The organism is Streptomyces sp. NPDC033966, from assembly GCF_055575955.1.
In genome coordinates, this window is the sequence record NZ_JBVIRQ010000001.1 from 754,544 (window position 1) to 774,130 (window position 19,587).

Genomic DNA, 19,587 nt, shown 5'->3' on the forward strand with positions numbered 1-19,587 from the left:
GGCGGAAGAGATCACCTGCTTCTCGGACCCCTCCCCCCACGGCTACCGGGCCCACAAGACGGTCTCCTTCGGTACCCCCTGCCGGTGCCCGCCCCCTTCGTCTGCGAGATCGACACGACGGCGTTCCAGCCGGCGGGCTGAGCAGCGCCCCGCACGCCGCAGACGCGCTGGGCGACGCGGCCCACGCGGTCGGCGGCTGGTTCGACTGATGTACGTTCCCGTGCGATCCGTGGAAGCAGGCCTATGAATGCCCGCGACGCTGTCCGTGCCGATCGCATTCTCCCTGCCGGAGGGCTGACTCCCGGCAAGGCCAAACGGAGTCGACGCCGGCTTCCCGGCGCGGGACCAGATCCTGGCCGGGCTCGCCGACGCGACGGTGGAGCGACTGCGCGACACCGCCGACTCGGTGGAGCGGGCCCACCGCCGTGAGGTCGGCTCCGCACTGATCCATGTGGGTCACATCCGCCCAGCGTAAAGGCCAATTGCCGGCCAACCCAGGCCGGTCCAGCTGCGGGGCTCCCGCAGGGATAAGACTCCCATAAAACGCAGTGACGCTATCCACGGTCACCCCACAGATAGCGCCACTGCGACTTACTGCCAGTCAGTTCGATTCCCGGACCTGGGCATTCCCTCTGGGCGCCACAGGAACCCAGGCAGGATTGACCTTCACCTGTTTCGGGTCAGGCTCAAGCATTCTCAGACGCCATCCTTCCCCTCCACCATTTCCATCGAGACGCACATTGATTGCTTTGATCTGGCCGGTCTCGTGAAAATAAAGCACCACCGCCTGCCGGTCGACACCAGAGCCGTAGAAATCGGCTGTGACGTCTCCGGCAGCTCCCGCACGAAACTCCGCGATCCAATTCCTGGCGGTCCGCTGCCGATCACTCTCGGTGCTGTCGCCAGTGGCCAGCGACTCGAGCGCTTCAGCATCACTGTCGGCAACACGCCAAACCATCTCCTGCACTAGTTGCAGAGACCCAGCAGACGGCTGACCCTGTACCGACAAGGGTTTATGGCGAGCATAATCTTCTGCATACCGTACGCCGCTTGCGCGATCGCCTGTGCTGGAGCACGCCATGACACCCCACAGAATCAGGAAAACGAATCCCGTACCTGCGGTGCGGCGAAGAGTCACCTGATATTCTCCTTGGGGCGAATGATCACGACTTCACCAATGGGATCCTTGAGCTCTTCATTATAGGTGTGGAAGATGTCGTACATCGTCGTTCGGGACTTGCGCCCATGCTGCGCAACCCAGGTCGCACGTGAGTCGACAACGTATCGGCCATCACGCCAGTAGGCCTGTGGGACCGCAGTGAAGACCGCCACGTGATTGTAGACCTTCTCGCTTTCCCATTTGAAGAAAATCAGGTCGCCCGCCTTAAGGTCCTCACCTCGCATAATAACATCCTTCGGCCGGGCGGACATGAGGTGCTCTAGCAGGTTCTGCGAAGCCGACCAGGTGCGACTGTTCTTAACGACCGGATGTGCCGTGTTTCGCCACCATGAGGTCTTGGAGGTATACCAACCGAAACGCATCTTCATCCCCCCGCCGTGATATAGGGCTTTAGAAATGAAGTTTGTGCAATCTTGGCTATATTCTGCCGGGATATCTGCGTTGGCCCACGCCCATTCAGCTGTCCTCTTGTTGTCTACACCTGGAACGCGGCCCGCTGATTGCGTAGCGCTCATCGATGCAGCCGCGCTTGAGGGGGCAGAGCCCGACTTCGGCATCCCCGGCATGGGGTCCGGATTGAGGAGAGTCTCGACAGAAGCCACATCAAGTTGACTCTCCGCCACAACCGTCTGCGAGAGTGTCATTCCTGCGTAAATATCATCGGATTCTGCCACCAGTTTTACAGAGTCACCTGAAACCGTAAACGCAAAGCGCTTCTCTTCATGCTCTTCAGTCTTGGCTTCGCCGGCTCCATCCACGCGGGATGCCTCTGCCTGTTTCACTGCGGCCCGCACTAGGATCTGAGCCTCTTCGGCGCCCTGGCCGACAAGTACATCGCTCGTAGCGGCTTCGGCGGCAGTAAAGGTCCGACCCTCGTTCTTGGCCACTTCCCGGGTGTTGACAAGGCCCGGACCTTGAGCGCTAAGCAGTTCGCCGAACACCGCACCGTGCCGCGATTCAGCGACGGCGTCTGAAACCACTGGACTCTCTCCGGTAATGACCTTGTTTCGGGCCTTCAAGTATTCCTCAACATAGTCACGGTAGGGAGTCACACCGATCCCTGCGTCCTTCCCCTGAGTCGGAGGCGAAAGAGTCGAAGGACCGCTACCGATGAAGTTCTTGGCCGCCACCCTCACTCTATACGTTTGCGATTTATCCAGCCCCACAAATACCATGCGGGAAACGCGGCTCTCCTTTTCGGCGACCAGGCTGCCATCCGCCCTCTCGAGCGCCACGACGTAGGAAGGCTCGGCGCTTACACCGACGTCGATGGGGTTTGACCAGGTAGCCACCAGGCCCGCGTCGCCCCCGTTGATGGCGAGGTCTGTGACGGCACCCGGCACTGTAGGCGGAAGATACTCCACCTTCAGCTGCGGCCGCTCCGCATCAACCGTGTGTGCGCTCGCCCAGTACTGCGCACCTGCCGCCCCATCGGGGGCAGTGAGGGCAAGACCTTCGTTATCCGCACGTTCAGTCCAAGACTGGAGAAGAAGCCCGAGATCGACTTCGGAAAGCAATGTCCCGGATACGTACTCTTCCGTGCCGGCTGCCGTAAGCAACTCTCGGCCGCTTTGCGATCTGGACCAGCCAGAGGACAGCTGGTAGACCGTCGGGGCCTGCTCAATGCAAGTCGTAGCCGGAGCGCAGTCAGAGCGTGTCAACGACAGCTTCGCTGAAGTGATGCGGGCTCCCTTTGGGAGCCCCGAGAGATCAGGCTTGATCCAGGTGGCGTACGTCTGTGTTCCGTACTTGCCGACCCGAAGGTCTGTAGGCTTGAGCGGGCAGTCCGCAGGCAGGCAGCCGATATCTGCGGAGGCGGTTTCGAGTGCCGCGCCACGGAGGGTGAGACTCTGTGGAATGGCGGGCAGCGGGGGCTGCGGCTGGACCCGGATAGTTAGTTGCTGCTCAACCGACCACGGAGAGCACCCAACTGCAGAACAGGCTCGTGCTTGCCATCGGTACGCCGAGCCATCGTTGAGCGAATTATCCGCAAGCTGCAAGGCAGCCCGCTGGCCACTCTCCTTCCATACGGGTGCCAGTTTCAGGCCAGGCACCTCGGCTCCGGAGGTGTTCATGACCCGGAATTCAGCGCTGACTCGGCGGCGTGCGGGGTCAGTGACCATGGCGGATAGAATAGGTGCGGTTGAATTAGTGGCTCCGGCTCGGAGTTCCTGCGGGGTGTCGGGCAGTGGTGCGGTCTTAAGCGTGCTCCATGGTGACCACTCAAACCCGGCGGAGACTCCGTCGTTCGGTAGAGTTCGGAACCGGTACGTACGTCCACGCTGTAGCCAACCTGCGGGGACGGTAACCGATGCAGGGGTGCCTGACGGCACGATTGGCGAAATAAGGATATCGCCGACCTGCGTATTTGTCTCCGAGTCGAAAATCTGGAAGCTCCCACTCACCGGGTCGCCGTCCTGATCAAGGAACGTATCACGCAGAGTCGGCGTGAGGCTTGGAGAGAACCACGTACCGGTCATATCGCCCGAAAAAGGCGGTCCAGCCTGTCGGGTCTTACTCCCATTGGCGTGAATCGGCTGATAATTGTAGGTCACTGTCAGCCTTGGCGGATTCGTGGAGGCATTCGCAGAATTTACCCGCTTCCACTGCCCGGTGGGCAGTTCTGAAGAAGCTCTGAGCCCCATGCTTGAGCGGGCCCACTTCTGGCTTGCCCAGTACTGCACCAGGCCAGTGACGTCGGCGTTGATCCACCCGTCCTGAGCCGAAGAGCAGCCGGGGTTTCCGCGTGTTTCCATCGAAGTTGCGTACTTCGCCGCCATCCGCGGCTGGCTCGTCCAGCGCGAAGTGGTGGTGGCGCCATCAGAACTCCACACTTCCCATGGCTGCATCGCGCAATCAGAATTGCCCGAGTGGAAGTTCCACAAGCTAAGCTGGGCGGACGTGATGGGCAGGTCCGCGAGGGGAGCCGTGTTCCAGGTGATGAAAGAACGAGCGATGCGCGGCGTTCCGTTCGCATTGACCGTACCGGGATTCCCGAAGTCCAGCTCTGTGTCGTTCGACTGGTCGACGGTCTCGCCCTCCTGAACGTATGTGTCGAAGAGATTCCCCAGGGCCGACGTGGATGGGTCCACGACGACCGGGTACTTCGTTCCGGGGTCGGCAAGGAACTTTTTGTCCGGGGTGACCACCAGGTCAACGGCGCCCTTCTTCTGCACGACCTTCATCCCCACGGGCACTACACGGGTGTGCTCCCCGGATACCGGGTCGACGGTCGAATCCCACATCACCGGCGCGGGCATGACGGCCGTCCTGCGGCTCTTTCGGCTGGTGAACAGCACACTGCCATCGACCTGCTGCTCAACCTCAAGACCCTTGGTGGTCAGGGGCAGGACGTACGAGTAGTCGCCCCCCGCCGGCCGCCGCTTGAGCTCCACGAACTGTTCGAAGCCGGTGCGGGTTGCTTCTACTACAACGTCGCCGCCGACGACGGCGTTGGTGTACTCCGCGCGGGTGCCGTTCACCGCGGGGACGGGAAGGGCCCCCTTCCAGCCGAGCGTGATCTTCTGATCCCCCTCGCCCAAGGTGACCAGATCCGTACTGGAAGTGGGGTCAGATGCCCTCGAGCTGGACTTAGCTGACCGAACGGCTCCGCTGCCGAGCTTCAAACCGTGGGGATGGGCCGTGGAGGCTAGGGAACCATCAGCACCACGGCCGAGAGTGACATCCACGTCGCGCCAGCCACGAGTCTTTGGATCATAGAAGCGAATCGGTCCGGCAGACACGTCAGTCGTGAGGGTGCCGTCGGGGTTCGCCCACGTGGTCGTGGTCTCCGTACGCTCAGTGGCAGCCTCAATGCGGCGGCCCTCCTGACGTGCGGCTACGCGTGCCCGAGAGATGTCGACCGCCGGGGCCACCGCAGTAACCCCAGATTCAACCGTGCCCGTGTGCTGCGCAGCCGCTGCTGTTTCTCCAGCAGGTATGGCGTACAAGAGGGCGGTGGATACCACCAGAGCAGATCCGCTGGCTAGCCAGCGCGAGGCCCTGCCGGGGCCCCACCGTCCGTTTCGTCTACCGAACAATCGATTCGTCATTTTTCTTCGGTCTCTCCCTGCGCGCACCAAGCGGTCCCTGCATGACGGGGCACCGTATCCGGCGCGTACCGAGGGCGACGTGTCGCCAATTGGTCCAAAATTCCCGGAATGCAGAATTCCGGTGGCGCACTTCACAAGAGATTTGCCTGAAAGCAAGCTCTTGCGCCTGAATTTCGACCAAGCCATGCATTGAAGTGCTCGAGAAGGGCCCTCGCCGCCAGGCCAGGGGCAGACCTGAGGTTGAACCGCCCCGTGTCGAATGGAGACTCGATTTCATGAAAGGATCGAGTCAGGGCACGACCTTCCCGTTACCCGCTTGAGCTCCGCCGTCGTGCGGTGCACATGGTCGCCGAGGTGCGCGACGACTACCCGAACGAGACGGCCGCTCTGCACGCGGTCACCGACAAGCTCTGCATCGGCTCCCGCGAGACACTGCGGAACTGGCTGAAGCACTCGGCGTGGGCTGAGCCCAACTCAGGACCCGGTTCAGGCTCTGCCCCCTCGGCCCGTCAGCGGCAGTCGACCCCGTGCAGGCCCGGCATCACGGGGTCGCCCTCGCGGCCGTGCAGCTCCAGGACCCCCGCCCGCTCGCCCCAGCTCAGCTCGTACTGGCCGGCGGCGATGGGGCGGGCGTTGTCGTCGGCGATCCAGGAGCTGCCGGGGAAGGCGAACCCGAAGCCCTTCACCGCGTACACGCTTCCGTCGCCGATCACGAAGAACGAGTTCTCCCGCACCACGGCCCGGCAGCCGTCCGGCCCCGCCGGTTCCAGTACCCGGTACTCGGCCCCCAGGTCCCCCGCCCCGCCGAGCCCGATGCCGGCCACGGCCACCAGCGCGGGCAGGGCGAACGCCGCCCACCACCACCCCGTGACGACGGGCGCCGGGCGCCGCCGGAAGCGGCGGCGGATCCGCAGCGCCACGGCGGCGAGCAGCACGGTCCCCGCGACCGCCCAGTGCGGCAGCACCCGCCCGGGCACGACCAGGATCAGCTCGGTCCAGCTCACGACGGCGGCGACCACCGCGCACAGGACGGCGAGGAGGAACGGCCGGTCCACGGCCACCGCCCGCCGCCGCTCCGATTCCGCTTCCGATTCCGCTTCCGTCCCCATCCCCCCACCCTACGGGGCCGGTTGAGGGCAAATGATCATGACCTTCGGTAACGCCGTACGGTCGGTCGCGACCACACGCGCGCATGCCGCATGACGCGTGAGCAACAACGGCGGCAGTCGCCGCCACGGGGAAGCGCGGCCCTCGCGGGCCGCGTCGTAAGGAACGCATGTTTCAGCACGTCAAACAGAAGATCGTCGCCGTCCTCACCGTCCTGTGCCTGACCGCGGGTGCGGGCATCGGCTCGGCCGCGGCCGCCGAACAGCCCGAGCGTGAGCCCACGCTCCTGGAGATGGCCGCCAAGGTCTCGAAGTACGCGAACTGCAGGTCGCTGCCGCTGCACCAGCGGCCGCAGTGCGCCAGGGAGTTCGCGCTCAAGTCCCTCAAGCTCAGCCTCGCCGTCGGCACGTACCTCTACGTCTCCCAGCCGGCGATGAAGGACAAGGGCGCTGCCTTCACCGAGGTCAACAAGGAGATGGAGAAGCTCGCCGGTCAGCTCCGGCCGCTCCTGACCCAGGCGAACCAGGAGGCGGACCCCGAGCGGCGGAGGGAGATACTCAAGCAGCTCGCCAAGACGTACAAGGCGGCCAGGCCGCACCTGGACAAGTTCCGCAACCAGCTGTTCCAGGCTTCGGAGCTGCTGGACGCGGTCGGCGAGCCTTCCGCCGAGCTCACCACCCTCCTCTCCGTCTACCTGGGGGACTACTTCCCCGAGCGGAAGCCGGTCGAGCCCGCACCCGACGGCCCGAGCATCTTCGACGCGCTCGACGAGCTCAAGGGCATCGGCAAGGACGTCGACCAGATCATCAAGGGCCTCGACCAGATGAACGAGGCGCTCGATGAGATGAACGCCACGATGGTCCAGGTCAACGAGAGCATCGACGGGATGAACAAGGGCCTGGAGCAGGCCAATCGCGGCATGGACAAGCTCAACGAGGGCGTCCGTGAGATGAACGAGGGCCTGGGTCAGATGAACACCGCCGTGCGCGGGTTCAACAAGACCGCGGAGAAGATCGTCTCGGTGCCGGACATCAAGTTCGACTTCTCGCACGTCAACGAGAAGGTCGGCGCGAACCAGACCCCGGCCGAAGTGCTCGCCGCCCAGGACCGCAAGATGGGCTCGCTGCTCAGCCTGCTCCCCGGCATCGGCGACGGCAAGGGCGTCATCGAAGCCCTCCGCGGCAAGGACCTGGCCACCGGCGAGGAGCTGAGCGTCACCGACCGCGCCCTGGGCGCGCTCGTCGTGCTGCGCTGGGTACGCACCGGCGGGACGCTCACCGCCGACGCCATCCGCGCCGCCCGCAAGGGCGAGAAGGTCGCCGGCTGCTTCAACAGCTTCCCGGCCGGTACGCCGGTCCTGATGGCCGACGGGGCGACCCGTCCCATCGAGCAGGTCAAGCCCGGTGACACGGTCCTCGCCACCGACCCCGAGTCGGGCGTCACCGGCCCGCGCCCGGTCGAGGGGACGATCCACACCCCCGACGACGTCGACTTCACCGGCATCACCCTCAGCGCCGACGCCGGCCGGGGCTCCCTCACCTCCACCGACCACCACCCGTTCTGGTCGGAGAACCGCAAGCAGTGGACGGACGCCGCCGATCTCGACTCCGGCGACACCCTCCGCACGCCGGACGGCGCCACCGTCGGCATCGACAGGGTCGTCCACTGGAAGGAACTCCGGGGCGCCTACAACCTCACGGTCAACGACCTCCACACCTACTACGTGCTCGCGGGCGCCACTCCGGTCCTGGTGCACAATTCCAACGGGCTGTGCAGCCGGCCGGCCGCCATCGCGAAGGCGACGGGCTACTCCGTCAAGCAGATCAAGGACGCGATCCACAAGGTGAAGGCCCAGGGCGCGTGGCGCGGCATCGGCGGCAACAAGAACCCGGACATGCTCATCGACCCCAAGACGGGCGAAGTCCATCCGCAGATGCCCGACGGCAGCCCGGGTGACAGCATCGGGAACATCTTCGACCACCTGCCGGAACTGCCGTGACCGAGATCGAGGAGCAGGACGACCGCTGGCTCGTCGGGCTGCGGGGCACCCCCGTGGTGGCCGTCGAGGCCGTCGACCTGCCGCGGAACGGCCTCACCGTGGCGCTCGCCGACGGCGTGGTGCTCACGGTCTCCGGACCGGTGCTCCTGACCGACGGCCCGGCGTCCGCGCCGGGTGCGGTCGCGCTTCCCGTCGGGGAAGCGGGCCGGCTCGTCGGTACCACCGTCCGGTCGGCGGTCGCGTTCAAGAACGGGTCCCTGAGGATGGTGTTCAGCACGGGCCACCACCTCAACGTCCGGGCGGCGGACCCCGCGACGCGGGTCCGCCTGTGGAAGCCGGGGGCGTTCTGCTGGTCGTGGGAGCAGGGGGCGGGCAGCATGCGGGCTTGACCCTCGACTTGGTGGAGGGATCAGAGTGCCGGGCGTGGAGAACGAGATGCGCAGTATCGGCGAGATGGCCCGGGACAGCGGACTGGGCGTGAGCGCGCTGCGGTTCTACGACGGGGCCGGGGTACTGGTCCCGGACTGGGTGGACCCGGTGAGCGGGTACCGCTGGTACGGGCCCGGGCAGCTCGACGAGGCGCGCCTGCTGGCGCACCTGCGGCGGGCCGGCATGCCGCTGGCGGACATCCGGCTGGTGACGGCCGGCTGGTCCGGGCGGGACACCGCCCTCGTGCTGAAGCTGCTCTCGGAGCACCTGCTCCGGCTGGAGCGGGGGCTCGCCGACGCGCGCCGCGAGTTCTCCACGGTCCGTGCCCTTCTCGATGCCAGGGAGATCCCGATGAGTCCGACCACCGCCGGCACCACCACCGTCCGCCTGACCGTGTCCGCGCCCGGACTGGCCGCCGCACTGGACGCGGTCCGGTTCGCCGCGAGCACCGATCCGGAGCTGCCGATGCTCGGCGGTGTCCTGTTCGACGTCGAGGGCCTGACGCTGCGGGTCGTCGCCACCGACCGGTACCGGCTGGCCGTCTCGGCGGCCGCCGTCACCGGTTCCGAGGGCTACGACGGGTCGTCCCGCGTCCAGGCCGTCGTCCCGTCCCCGCTGGTCGACGCGATGCGGGCGCTGCTCGGTACCGAGGGCTCCGCGGAGCTGCTGGTCGAGGGGGACAGGGTGGTCCTGGAGGCCGGGGAACGGCAGGCGGGCGGGCGGTGCGGCGGGACCGGCTTCCCCGACTACCGCCGCCTGTCACGCCTGCCGGCCGGGCGCCGGGCCACGGTGGACGTGGCCGCGTTCCGGGAGGCGCTGGTGGCCGGGCCCGTACGCAGCCAGGTGCGGGAGCAGGACGGCGAGGCGTACGACGTGAGCGTCCTGGAGGTGACGGACGGGGGGACCGTGGCCGTCCGCGAGCACGGCTCTCCCGGGTACCGGGTCGGCGTCAACCGCGCCTTCCTGCTGGAGGCCCTGGCCGCGGCGAACCGGGACCGGCTGGTCCTGGAGGCCGGGACCGGCCCCAGGCCGCTGACCATCAGCCGCGGCGACGACGAGGAGACGTACTCGATGCTCATGCCGGTGCGCGTGGAGGACTAGGCCGGGTCTGCCCCGCGCCCGGGGCGGCCGGCTGCGGCCGCCCCGGGCGCGGGAGCGGGGGTCAGACGAGGGCCAGGCTGATCTGGTCGTTGAAGACCACCCAGTTCTGCCCGCGGTCGGCGGCGTCGCACGGCTTCGAGGAGAGGTTCGGGGTCCCCCAGGCATTGGCGAGGCAGTACCCCGGGGCGAAGGCGAGGGAGATCTTCTGGCCCGAGACGTTCCAGTACTGCCCCTGGTCGTTGGGGTCGCACGGCTTCGTCGAGACGTCCGGGGTACCCCAGTTGTTGGCCAGACAGTAGCCGCGCGCGTTGCTGAGGGAGATCTGATGGCCCGAGAGGGTCCACTGCTGTCCCCGGTCCGCGGTGTCGCACGGCTTCGAGGAGACGTCCGGGGTCCCCCAGGCATTGGCGAGGCAGTACCGGCCGGGCACGGCCGCCTGCTGGACGGCGCCCGCCGCCCCGGCCGCACCGGACGGCAGGAGGGAGGCGGTCAGGGCGAGCGCGGCGACGGCGAGCGTCTTGCGGAGGGCGATTGCCATGATGCGGATTCCATTCTCGACGCAGGCAGGAGTGATTCACTCAAGCCAAAAAGAGGGGGTTATTCGGCTCGAATCCGAGCGCATGGCAATTGATACCAGCGATCACCGGCCGAGTAATTGGATTGCCCAATCCCTTCACCCGGAACGAGCAGTCGACAGATGATCCGATGACCGCCGAATGGCGAATCAACCCCCTCCGGGCGCAACACAACCCACCACTCTACCTGCGAGAATGGCCGAAAACTCACGGCTCGACACACCGGATCCGCCCTGCGCCACACCCCTGCGCAGGGCGGATCCACATTCCGGACGCGGCGCCCAACGCGCCGAAACGTTCCGCACCCGCCTTTTCACGCCGAATACAAACGGCGGGTGAATCCGGCGGTAATTCCTAGGCCGCCCGGAGGGCCGCGGAAAAGGCGGCGAGGGAGTCGGCCGAGGCGTACACGGTCACGGCGTCGACGACCCCGGCGGCGCCCAGGTCGAGGCGGACGGGCGGGTCCAGGTGCACGGCCACCTCCAGCGCGCCGCTCACCGAGCAGGCCACCGCGTCCGGCTCGTCCGGCACGCGCCGCAGACCCCGGCCGTCCACGGTACGGATCACCGGCGACACGGACCGGACCGCCGAGCGCGGCAGCGTCACGTCCCCGAGGAACCCGGTACGCAGCACCACCCGCTCCGCGTCCACCTGGTGCGGATGCCGGTGCAGCGAGGCCACAAAGGCGAGCCCGCCCGCAATCAGCAGCACCTCCAGCGCCGCATGGGCGGGCCGGAGCGGGGGCGGGACCATCGAGGACACCAGGAACGAGGTCACGATCTCGATGGCGACCAGCGGCAGCACCAGCTGCCGCACCCCGGCCGAGTGCCGCACCCCCGGCACCGCCGCCCGCCGCAGGACCACCTCCACCAGCGACCGGACCCACACCCGCGCGACACCGGCCTTGCCCGGCCCGGCCGTCACCGTCCCCGCCACCCACTCCGCCGCGGTCACGCGCCCGCCCCCCTTCCCTGTCCCATCTCCCTCCACCCTGAATGGAGTTGGGCCCGGACGAAAGTGACAAACGTCAGCGTTGGGGCATGACGGCCCCGAGCCGCGCCTCCAGCGCCGGCGGCAGCGGGTACGGCCGTTCCGGCGGCAGCAGCCGCCGGGCCCTGCCGGCCTGCCCGGTCCGGATCAGCGCCTCGGCCTTGCGGACCTGCGGGGTGAGATCGGTGATGCCGGTGATCCACTCGTCCGTGAAGGTGCGGATGAGCCCGCGCCCGATGCCGACCTGGATGCTGTAGTGGTTCAGCGCCGCCCCGCGGGGGGATCGCTCGGGATCCCACTGGACGTGTACGGCCGCCCGGGCGACGGCATCCGGGTTCGAGGTGGTGAGCACGGCCCTGGACAGGACCTCCTCCCACCCCTCCCGGGTCATCCGCACGCCGAGGATCCGCTCCTGCCCGGCCTTGTGACCCCAGTTGCTGCGGTGCATCAGCCACAGGAACGACGGCTTGATCCACGTCATCCGCCGGAACGAGAACGACGGCTCGACGAACCGCCCCGCACGCAGGGCCGCGTCCGCGATGGCGGGGGTGTACGCCTGGTAGACCACGATGGTGCGGGCGTCGTAGTCGGCGCGGACCTGGAACTGGGGTGTCATGCACCGGAGTATCGGCTCCGGCCCGCCCGCGCCGCGACGGGGTTTCACACCGGCAGCGTGGCCCAGGTCCGCGTCCCGCCGCCGGGCTCCCGGGAGGGGCCGACGCCCCACTCCCCGCCGTGGTCGCGGACGAGCGCGGCGAAGACCCGCAGGGTGGCCCGGCGGCGGGCTTCGCAGAGGGCGGCGAGGCGGGGGTGGGCGTGCGCGGAGTGGCCGTCGTAGACGATCAGGCGGAGGGCGTCGTCACGGTGGCGCAGGGAGAGGTAGATCTCCCCGTACGGGTCCATCCGCCAGGCGGAGCCCATGAGTTCGGAGGCCGCCTGGACGGCGGCGGGTTCGAGCGGGTCGAGCGCGTAGGCCCGCAGCGCGGCCCGCACGACCTGCCGGGCGATGCCCGCGGAGCGGGCGGAGGCGGGCAGCGTCACGCTGCACGACAGCCCGGCCCCGGCCTCCGCCTCCGGCGGCTGCTCCGGTGCGATGGGGCACGGGGCGGGGGCGGTGTACAGGTTCGCGGTGAAGGGGCTGAGCATCTTCGGCTCCCAAGTCGTCGGCTGTGACGGCGGATTGGCATCGGAAGCTCGACGCGCACAGGGGCTCGCGCAGCCGGGGAGCGTGGCTCGTCGCCGAGGCCCGAGGCATGCTGCGGCGATGCACTTCAACTCCCCTGCGTGAGCGGTGCGCTACTGAATGTAGGGCAACTAGTGATGCCTGCGCCACCTGCTTGGTGATGCCAACACCCCTGCTGGACCGGGCGGGCGGTTCCATGCAGACTGCCCTCATGCCACCCAGGACGTCGCCGACGTACCGACAAGCAAGGCTCGGAGCCGAGCTGCGCAAGATGCGCCTGCGCGCGGGCGTCAGTGCCGAGTTCGCGGCCGGGCTGATCGGCGTCGACCGGGGCAAGATCCCCAACATCGAGTCGGGCGTTCGAGCCCTGAGCGTCGAGCGCCTGCGCATCCTTGCCGCCAACTACGGCTGCACGGACGAGGCCTATCTCGACGGCCTGACTGCGATCGCGCAGACGAGAACACGCGGCTGGTGGGCCCAGTACCGGGACAAGCTGTCGGCGGGCATGCTCGACATCGCCGAACTGGAGTGGCACGCAACGCGGTTGCACACGATCCAGACCGTACACATCCCCGGACTCCTCCAGACCGAGGACTACGCACGCGCCGTCTTCGGCGCGTTCCTGCCGGCGCTGCCCCGCCTGGAGGTCGAGCTCCGGGTCGCCCACCGCCAAGAGCGGCGGTGCGTACTCGACCGCCCCGAACCGGTGCGCTACACCGGCTTCGTGCACGAGACGGCCCTGCGCATGCAGTTCGGTGGGCGGCAGGCAGCACGCGCGCAGTTGGAGTACCTCGGCGAGCGGAGCACCGCCGACCACATCACCATTCGGGTACTGCCCATCTCCCACGGCATCTTCCCCGGTGCCGGACACGCCCTGCTGTACGCCGAAGGCGTCGTTCCTCAGCTCGACACCGCACAACTCGACTCCGCGCACGGGCCGGACTTCATGCACGCCGAGGGCCAGCTGTCCCAGTACCGCAGCCACCTGGAGTGGATGGACGCCCACGCACTGGACGCCTCCGCATCCCGGGACTTCATCCACCACGTCCACAAGGAGCTGTGAGAGCCATGGTCGACATCAGCTGGGAAGAGCCGTACTGCGGCGCGGGGAACAACTGCTACCGCATCGGCGTGGACGGGGACGGCAACAGCTACATAGCCGTCGCGGGGCAGGAAGACCGTCCCCTCACGGACAGCCGCGCCGCGCTCACCGCGCTGATCCGGGACATCAAGGCCGGCAAGGCGGACCACCTGCTGGACGGCTGAGCGCGCTGTCGCGCGAACGGGGTGAGAAGCGGGACCGCGGCGAGGGCGGCGGGTGCGTGACCGCCGGCTGGTTTCCCGCGCCGCGCCGGTGCCGGTCCGTACGCGTGAGACCGGCCTACGGAAGGCTGGCGGCATGCGGAAACTGATCTACGGCATGAACCTGTCCCTGGACGGCTACATCGCCGCGCCCGGCGACGACATCGGCTGGAGCGTGCCGAGCGACGAGCTGTTCCGGTTCTGGTCCGACCAGTTGCCGGCGACCGACCTGTCGCTGTACGGGCGCAAGCTGTGGCAGACGATGAGCTCCTACTGGCCGACGGCCGACCAGCAGCCCAACGCCACGGCGGCGGAGATCGAGTTCGCACGCCGCTGGCGGGACATGTCGAAGGTGGTGTTCTCCTCGACGATCGACACGGTCGACTGGAACACCCGCCTGGCCGCCGGCGACGCGGTCGCCGAGATCACCCGGCTCAAGGCCGAGGACGGCGGCCCGATGGCCATCGGCGGTGCGACGCTCGCCGGGGCGGCCATGCGGGCGGGGCTGATCGACGAGTACGTGCTGGCCACCGCGCCGGTCCTGGTGGGCGGCGGCACGCCGTTCTTCACCGCGCTCGACAGCTGGGTGAACCTGCGGCTGGTGGAGACGCGGACGCTTCCCTGCGGCGTGGTCTTGACCAGGTACGAGACGAGGCGCTGAGCGCCCTGTCACGCGGGCCGACCGCCCGGCGGGTGACCGCGACGGCCCCGGCTAGCCGGCGGCGCCACGGGGGAAGGTGATCTCGACCCGGCGGTTCTTCTTGCGGCCCTCCTCGGTGCTGTTGTCGGCGATCGGGTAGTCCTCGCTGTAACCGCGGACGTCGTAGGTGACGCCGGGGCTGGTGACGGTCTTGGCCAGCTCGGCCTGGACGGCGTCGGCGCGCTGCTTGGAGAGTTCCTTGCCGTGCTCGTAGCTGCCCTGGTCGTCGGTGAAGCCGAAGACGCGGATGCGGGTGGCTTTCTGGGTGTTGATCTCCTGCGCGATGGCCTGGATGCGGGATGCGGCCTGGGCGTTGAAGACGGCGCTGTTCTCCGGGAAGAGGACCTCGGACTGCAGGGCCATCATGACGTTCTGGTTGGTCTCCTGACGGCGCTGCTCGCCGCCGAGGTCTTCGACGACTTCGGCGATGTCGAGGACCTTGATGGGGGCGAGGGTGCCGCCCTGGGGGATCTTGAGGCCGGGTGCGTTGGAGTCGATCGGCACGGGTGCGGCTGCCGATGGCTCTGTGCCGGGGGGTACGGAGGGCTTGGGGTCGTCGGCGTAGGCCGCGGTGGCACCGATCAGGTGGGTGCCGGCGATGACGAGCCCGGCGACGGCTGTGGCTGCGGCTACGCGGTGGCGTTGTGTCATGGGGTCACCCGGAGATTTTGACGGTGGCCGAGGTGAAGGTGGGGAGACTGAATTCCACCTCGCTGGTGGATGCGGGAGGCGCCGGGAACTGCGCGAAGAAGGGCACGGTCTTGCCGGGATCGACACTGGAGATACCAGTCGTGCACAGGCACCTGGACTCGGTGTCCCGAAGCACGTAGTAGCGCTTCTTGCCCGCCTTGTCCACCAGGGTCGCCCCCGCCACCGATTCTCCGCTTCCCTTCAATTCGATCCCACGCCAGTCCGAAGTGCGAGTGAAGGACTGACTACCGCCGTTCTTGATCTGGCCGCTTACAGTGAGGAATCCGCCGGAGTCTCGCCGCACCGAATTGATCACCAAGGCCATCCCGGCCTCTCCGTTCAGCGTCGCGATCACCTCCGTAGGCTCGGGACTCGGCCCCTTAGTCGGCGCGGACCCCTGGTTTCCCGCTCCCTGGGACTGCTGCGGGGCTGACTTGTCAGGAGCCTTGCCCTTGTCGTCACCGCTCCCACCACACCCGGCCAACGTGACGGCCAGCACTGCTGCAACCGCAACAGCCGCTCCCCCGCGAACCTTCGCCGTTTGCCGCATGCTCATGTGCGCTGCTTCCTTGTCCGTCGCTGGCTGTTAATCGGTCAGTCGCACATCGAAGAGGACTCGCCCCAATGTGCGCCACAGATCGGGCTTCGAGGGGTCGAAGGTGATTTCCTTCCCCCCTTTGCACTGGATCTTCACGGATACGGGCTTTGGTTTGCCGTCATCGGTGGGCGGCTGCGGGCTTTCCGTCGAAGTCGGCGTAGGTGTTGGAGTCGGTGCCGGCAGGTCCCCGAGGTGGCAGCGTGGTTCAATCACCGCAGTGGCATGCGCTGTTCCGCGCATTGAATCGGTTCCGGGAATCACCGAACTCCCAACGGTCCTGTCAGTCTCGACAGTGACGGTGAAGCTGAGCCGAGCGGAGGTGCACGATGCCTTCGCGCCGTTCTTCTCAGCGAAGCTGTCAGCCTTGTCGCAGCCTCCCGAGTCGAACCGGTTCCCCTTGAGCACCTCGATCCAGTCCTTCGGCTGCAGTTCGGCAAGGATCAACCCCGGAACCAGGTGGTCGCGTGCGTCTTGGGCTGCAGCCAGCGCCGCCGCATCCGCTGCGCCTTGCGCGTCACTACGGGTGACTGACGCCTGCCCGATGACGAAGAAGGCGAGCGCAGCGAAGAGCAAGCCTGCCACCACGACCACGTAGACGGGGAAGGCTTGCCCTCGGTCACCACTGCGCCATGCAGGCAACGCCGCTATCCAGCCTTGATGCTCTTCACCGCGTCTTTGATCCTCGTGGTGATCTCCGAGCCGATGCCGGAACCGACGATCGCGCCGATGATCACCACGACCACCAGGATGATGCCCAGGTACTCGAAGGCCGTCTGCCCCCGGTCCAGGTTCGCGTAACGCCTGCGGATGCGGGACACCGCCGTGTCCGTCCAGCCCGCCACCCGCACCTTCGCCTCGACGGAGACCTTCAGCAGCGTGTTGTTCGACATAGGGGGTCCCTCCCGGTCCGGTTCCGCTGTCGATCTGCGGACGGTACGGGGAGTGACGAGAGATAACCAAGGGTCCCGGGGCCCAAATACGGTCCCATTGCGCACGGCGTCTACCCATGACCAGCCACCCCCGGACGGGCGGTTCCCAGCCAGCGGGCTATCGCCTCGCTGCGGGTCGTGCTCTGGAGCTTCGCGAAGATGCGGTTGATGTGGTTCTTCACCGTCTTCTCGCTGATGAAGCAGGCGCCGGCGATCTGCTGGTTGTTCATGCCGGACGCGATCAGGTCCATGATCTCCACCTCCCGCGAACTCAGCCCGAAGACAACGGAGTTGTGCACGCGCTCCGTCGACTGTGCCACAGAAGGTTGCGTCTGCGAAGAGGACCGCAGCTCCGCGAGCACCGCCGTCGCCGCCGTCGGGGTGAAGTGCGCGCGGCCCTCGCGGACGTCCCGGACCGCACGTACCAGCTCGTCGGCGGTGAATTCGCCGTGGATCAGGTAGCCGCCCGCGCCCAGGAGCAGGGCCTCGCGGATCTGGTCGGCCTCCTGGCTGTACGTCAGCATCAGGACCGGGGCCAGGCACACCAGGTGCGGCAGCGCCGAGATGCCGTCCACCCCCGGCATCCGGACGTCCAGCAGGATCACGTCCGGGGCGTGGAGCCGCGTCAGGTGCAGGGCCTCCCGGCCGTCGCGGGCCTGCGCCACCACCCGGAGGTCCCCCGCGGTGGCCAGCAGCGCGCTCAGCCCGGCCCGTACCACCGGGTTGTCGTCGGCGATCAGGATGTCGATCGGGGTCATCGGATCCCCTCCAGCGGGAGCGAGAGACGGACACGGGTGCCCGGGCGGCCGGCCGGGCGGGGGCCGAGGGAGAGGGCGGCTCCGATCGCCGCCGCGCGTTCCCGCATGCCGCGTACGCCGAAGTGGCCCGCGGACGGGAGCCGCGCCGGCAGGCCCCGGCCGTCGTCCTCCACCGAGACGGTCAGGTGCGTGCCGGTCACCGACACCGTCAGCAGGGTCTCGGACGCCTCCGCGTGGCGGCGTACGTTCTCCACCGCCTCCGCGGCCACGGCGACCACATGGCGTGCCACGGACGGGGGGAGGGCCGGGACCGCGCCCGACACACAGACCTCCGCGTCCAGCGCGCGCAGCGCCGGCAGGAGGGGGACCGCCTCGCCCCGCAGGTCCGTCAGCAGGGCACGGGACTCGGAGGCCGCGCGGCGGGCCGCCGAGGACACCAGTTCGGCCTGATGGCGAAGGGCGGCCGGGTCCGACGTGCGCGACAGGGCGTCGGCGGCCAGGGCCAGGCCGTGCAGGGTCTTGGAGACCGAGTCGTGCATCTCCCGCGCCAGCCGTTCCCGCTCCTCCCGTACCGCCTCGGCCGCCGCCAGCCGCGCCCGGGTCTCCGACAGGCGGAAGAGGAAGTCACGGACCGAGGAGCCGGCCGCGCCCGACAGGACGCAGAGGAAGGAGAGGACCAGGCCGCCGCCCAGGGCGGCCACCACCACCGTCTGGGCCGCTGCGAAGACGGCGGATCCCCGCCAGCCGTACACCAGGCCGGACAGGAGCGGGGTGCCCAGGGCGACCAGGCCCAGCGGGGACGAGGGGGTGGCCGTGACCAGGAGCAGCGCGCCCACCGCCATGTCCGCTCCCAGCAGCCACCGGTGGCGCAGCAGCAGCGGCCCGAAGCGCTCCCAGTCGCGGAACAGGGCGTAGGAGAGGGTGAAGGTCCCCACCACCGCACCCGCCACCAGGTACGTCGGCAGTCCCGGCGCCGTCCGGCCCAGGGCGAGCGGGGCGCCGAGGGGGATCATGACCAGCCGTACCGCGAAGACCTGCCTGCACAGGGCCTGGAGGGCGTTGGCTTCCAGGCGCATGGCTCAGCCGCCTCCCAGCAGGGCGCCGAAGTCGACGTTCGCGCCGTAGACGAAGCCGCAGACGAGCAGGATCAGGGTGCCGGGCAGCATGAACATCGTCACCGCGAAGGTGGCCTTCGGGACGGCCCTCGCGGCGCGCCGGCGGGCGTTCTGGGCGTCGGTGCGCCGCATGTCCTCGGCGATCGCGATCAGGGTCTCCACGATCGGGGAGCCCAGCTCCTCGCCCTGCTGGAGGGCGGTGACGAACTGCGCGACCTGCTCGGAGTCGTTGCGGCGGCGCAGCTCGTCGAAGGCCTGGCGGCGGCTGACGCCCATGTCCATCTGCTGGAGCGTGATGCGGACCTCGTCCGCCCACGGGCCCTCGTACTTGCCCGCGACCCGGTCGAGGGCCTGCCGGAAGCCCAGGCCGGCGCTGACGACGACCGCGAGGACGTCCAGGAAGTCCGGCAGGGTCCGCTCGATGTTGTCCCGGCGGATCCGGATCGCCGACCACAGGCCGGCCTCGATCCAGAACAGCCCGAACGCGACCATGAGCAGGGCCGGCACCAGCTTGCCGTTCATCAGCATGGCGAGGGCGCCGAGGCCGCCCAGGAGGCCGTACACCGCGCGCCGGGCGGCGTAGCGGTCGATGGTGAGGCCGGCCGGGTTGCCCGCCATGTCGATCTGGCGGCGCTTGCGGGCCACCTGCTTGGGGCCCATCAGCCGCAGCACCAGAGGCGCCCAGCGGATGCCGATTCGGTCGACGACGGAGCCGACGGCGGTCGTGCGGGTGGCGCCGACCTCCAGGGCGAGGGCGAGGTCGGTCGGGAGTTTGACGTCGGCGCGGTAGAGCCGGACGCCGTAGAGGATCCCGAAGACGGACAGGGCGGCGGCCAGGGCCAGGAGGAAGGGGAGGTAGGTGTTCATCGCGGCGGCCGG

General features: G+C 68.2%; 20 protein-coding genes. 6 read left to right on the forward strand and 14 right to left on the reverse strand.

From position 1 onward, the window contains the following. Nucleotides 1–601: 601 nt before the first annotated feature. The 3 genes from ACZ518_RS03480 to ACZ518_RS03490 all read right to left on the reverse strand — a co-directional run bounded on the left by ACZ518_RS03480 (nucleotide 602) and on the right by ACZ518_RS03490 (nucleotide 6,341). A complete protein-coding gene (locus ACZ518_RS03480) occupies nucleotides 602–1,138 on the reverse strand; it encodes a hypothetical protein (RefSeq protein WP_469111340.1) in 537 nt (178 codons plus the stop codon). Continuing rightward, nucleotides 1,135–4,662, reverse strand: coding sequence for a DNRLRE domain-containing protein (locus ACZ518_RS03485; RefSeq protein WP_469111341.1), 3,528 nt, complete (start codon nucleotides 4,660–4,662; stop codon nucleotides 1,135–1,137). The genes ACZ518_RS03480 and ACZ518_RS03485 overlap by 4 nt, the downstream gene beginning before the upstream one ends. A gap of 1,079 nt (nucleotides 4,663–5,741) precedes the next feature. Continuing rightward, complete coding sequence (locus ACZ518_RS03490; protein ID WP_469111342.1) at nucleotides 5,742–6,341, reverse strand: hypothetical protein; 600 nt, start codon at nucleotides 6,339–6,341, stop codon at nucleotides 5,742–5,744. Between the two features lie 167 nt (nucleotides 6,342–6,508). Between ACZ518_RS03490 and ACZ518_RS03495 the strand changes: the two genes are divergently transcribed. Genes ACZ518_RS03495 through ACZ518_RS03505 form a run of 3 tightly spaced genes read left to right on the forward strand, consistent with a single transcriptional unit; the run spans nucleotide 6,509 to nucleotide 9,868 of the window. After that, the gene (locus tag ACZ518_RS03495) at nucleotides 6,509–8,338 is read left to right on the forward strand and encodes a polymorphic toxin-type HINT domain-containing protein (RefSeq protein ID WP_469111343.1); all 1,830 of its coding nucleotides are present in this window, start codon (nucleotides 6,509–6,511) and stop codon (nucleotides 8,336–8,338) included. Then, a complete protein-coding gene (locus tag ACZ518_RS03500; RefSeq protein ID WP_469111344.1) occupies nucleotides 8,335–8,727 on the forward strand; it encodes a DUF6188 family protein in 393 nt (130 codons plus the stop codon). The genes ACZ518_RS03495 and ACZ518_RS03500 overlap by 4 nt, the downstream gene beginning before the upstream one ends. A gap of 34 nt (nucleotides 8,728–8,761) precedes the next feature. Further along, nucleotides 8,762–9,868, forward strand: a complete 1,107-nt coding sequence (locus ACZ518_RS03505; protein ID WP_469111345.1) for a DNA polymerase III subunit beta family protein — start codon at nucleotides 8,762–8,764, stop codon at nucleotides 9,866–9,868. 61 nt (nucleotides 9,869–9,929) lie between these two features. Here the strand turns inward: ACZ518_RS03505 and ACZ518_RS03510 are convergent, their stop codons facing one another. The 4 genes from ACZ518_RS03510 to ACZ518_RS03525 form a co-directional block, all read right to left on the reverse strand. Then, nucleotides 9,930–10,406, reverse strand: a complete 477-nt coding sequence (locus ACZ518_RS03510) for a ricin-type beta-trefoil lectin domain protein (protein ID WP_469111346.1) — start codon at nucleotides 10,404–10,406, stop codon at nucleotides 9,930–9,932. A gap of 391 nt (nucleotides 10,407–10,797) precedes the next feature. Beyond that, nucleotides 10,798–11,397 carry a hypothetical protein gene (locus tag ACZ518_RS03515; RefSeq protein ID WP_469111347.1) on the reverse strand — a complete coding sequence of 200 codons (600 nt, stop codon included), beginning with the start codon at nucleotides 11,395–11,397 and terminating at the stop codon, nucleotides 10,798–10,800. Nucleotides 11,398–11,470: 73 nt separating this feature from the next. Further along, nucleotides 11,471–12,049 (reverse strand): DUF4291 domain-containing protein, encoded by a 579-nt coding sequence (locus ACZ518_RS03520; RefSeq protein ID WP_469111348.1) that lies wholly within the window; start codon nucleotides 12,047–12,049, stop codon nucleotides 11,471–11,473. Nucleotides 12,050–12,093: 44 nt separating this feature from the next. After that, nucleotides 12,094–12,579 carry an ATP-binding protein gene (locus tag ACZ518_RS03525; RefSeq protein WP_469111349.1) on the reverse strand — a complete coding sequence of 162 codons (486 nt, stop codon included), beginning with the start codon at nucleotides 12,577–12,579 and terminating at the stop codon, nucleotides 12,094–12,096. 248 nt (nucleotides 12,580–12,827) lie between these two features. Here ACZ518_RS03525 and ACZ518_RS03530 point away from each other — a divergent pair, with 248 nt between their 5' ends. The 3 genes from ACZ518_RS03530 (at nucleotide 12,828) to ACZ518_RS03540 (ending at nucleotide 14,579) form a co-directional block, all read left to right on the forward strand. Next, entirely contained in the window at nucleotides 12,828–13,679 is an 852-nt protein-coding gene (locus ACZ518_RS03530; RefSeq protein ID WP_469111350.1) for a helix-turn-helix domain-containing protein, read from the forward strand. Between the two features lie 5 nt (nucleotides 13,680–13,684). Continuing rightward, entirely contained in the window at nucleotides 13,685–13,882 is a 198-nt protein-coding gene (locus tag ACZ518_RS03535; RefSeq protein WP_469111351.1) for a hypothetical protein, read from the forward strand. A 133-nt stretch (nucleotides 13,883–14,015) separates the two neighbouring features. Next, the gene (locus ACZ518_RS03540) at nucleotides 14,016–14,579 is read left to right on the forward strand and encodes a dihydrofolate reductase family protein (protein WP_469111352.1); all 564 of its coding nucleotides are present in this window, start codon (nucleotides 14,016–14,018) and stop codon (nucleotides 14,577–14,579) included. 51 nt (nucleotides 14,580–14,630) lie between these two features. On the opposite strand, the gene ACZ518_RS03545 is transcribed toward ACZ518_RS03540, so the two are convergent. From ACZ518_RS03545 to ACZ518_RS03575, 7 genes are all read right to left on the reverse strand, one after another. Then, entirely contained in the window at nucleotides 14,631–15,269 is a 639-nt protein-coding gene (locus ACZ518_RS03545) for an OmpA family protein (RefSeq protein WP_469111353.1), read from the reverse strand. A gap of 4 nt (nucleotides 15,270–15,273) precedes the next feature. Beyond that, nucleotides 15,274–15,663, reverse strand: a complete 390-nt coding sequence (locus ACZ518_RS03550; RefSeq protein ID WP_469111354.1) for a hypothetical protein — start codon at nucleotides 15,661–15,663, stop codon at nucleotides 15,274–15,276. 231 nt (nucleotides 15,664–15,894) lie between these two features. Continuing rightward, on the reverse strand, nucleotides 15,895–16,545 hold the full coding sequence (locus ACZ518_RS03555; RefSeq protein ID WP_469111355.1) for a pilus assembly protein TadG-related protein: 651 nt from the start codon (nucleotides 16,543–16,545) through the stop codon (nucleotides 15,895–15,897). 5 nt (nucleotides 16,546–16,550) lie between these two features. Then, nucleotides 16,551–16,796 (reverse strand): hypothetical protein, encoded by a 246-nt coding sequence (locus tag ACZ518_RS03560; protein ID WP_185910978.1) that lies wholly within the window; start codon nucleotides 16,794–16,796, stop codon nucleotides 16,551–16,553. 110 nt (nucleotides 16,797–16,906) lie between these two features. Then, on the reverse strand, nucleotides 16,907–17,593 hold the full coding sequence (locus ACZ518_RS03565; protein WP_469111356.1) for a response regulator: 687 nt from the start codon (nucleotides 17,591–17,593) through the stop codon (nucleotides 16,907–16,909). Continuing rightward, a complete protein-coding gene (locus ACZ518_RS03570) occupies nucleotides 17,590–18,669 on the reverse strand; it encodes a sensor histidine kinase (RefSeq protein ID WP_469111357.1) in 1,080 nt (359 codons plus the stop codon). Before ACZ518_RS03570 ends, ACZ518_RS03565 begins: the two co-directional genes overlap by 4 nt. 3 nt (nucleotides 18,670–18,672) lie before the next feature. Continuing rightward, nucleotides 18,673–19,575, reverse strand: a complete 903-nt coding sequence (locus tag ACZ518_RS03575; RefSeq protein ID WP_469111358.1) for a DUF5936 domain-containing protein — start codon at nucleotides 19,573–19,575, stop codon at nucleotides 18,673–18,675. Between the last annotated feature and the right edge of the window lie 12 nt (nucleotides 19,576–19,587).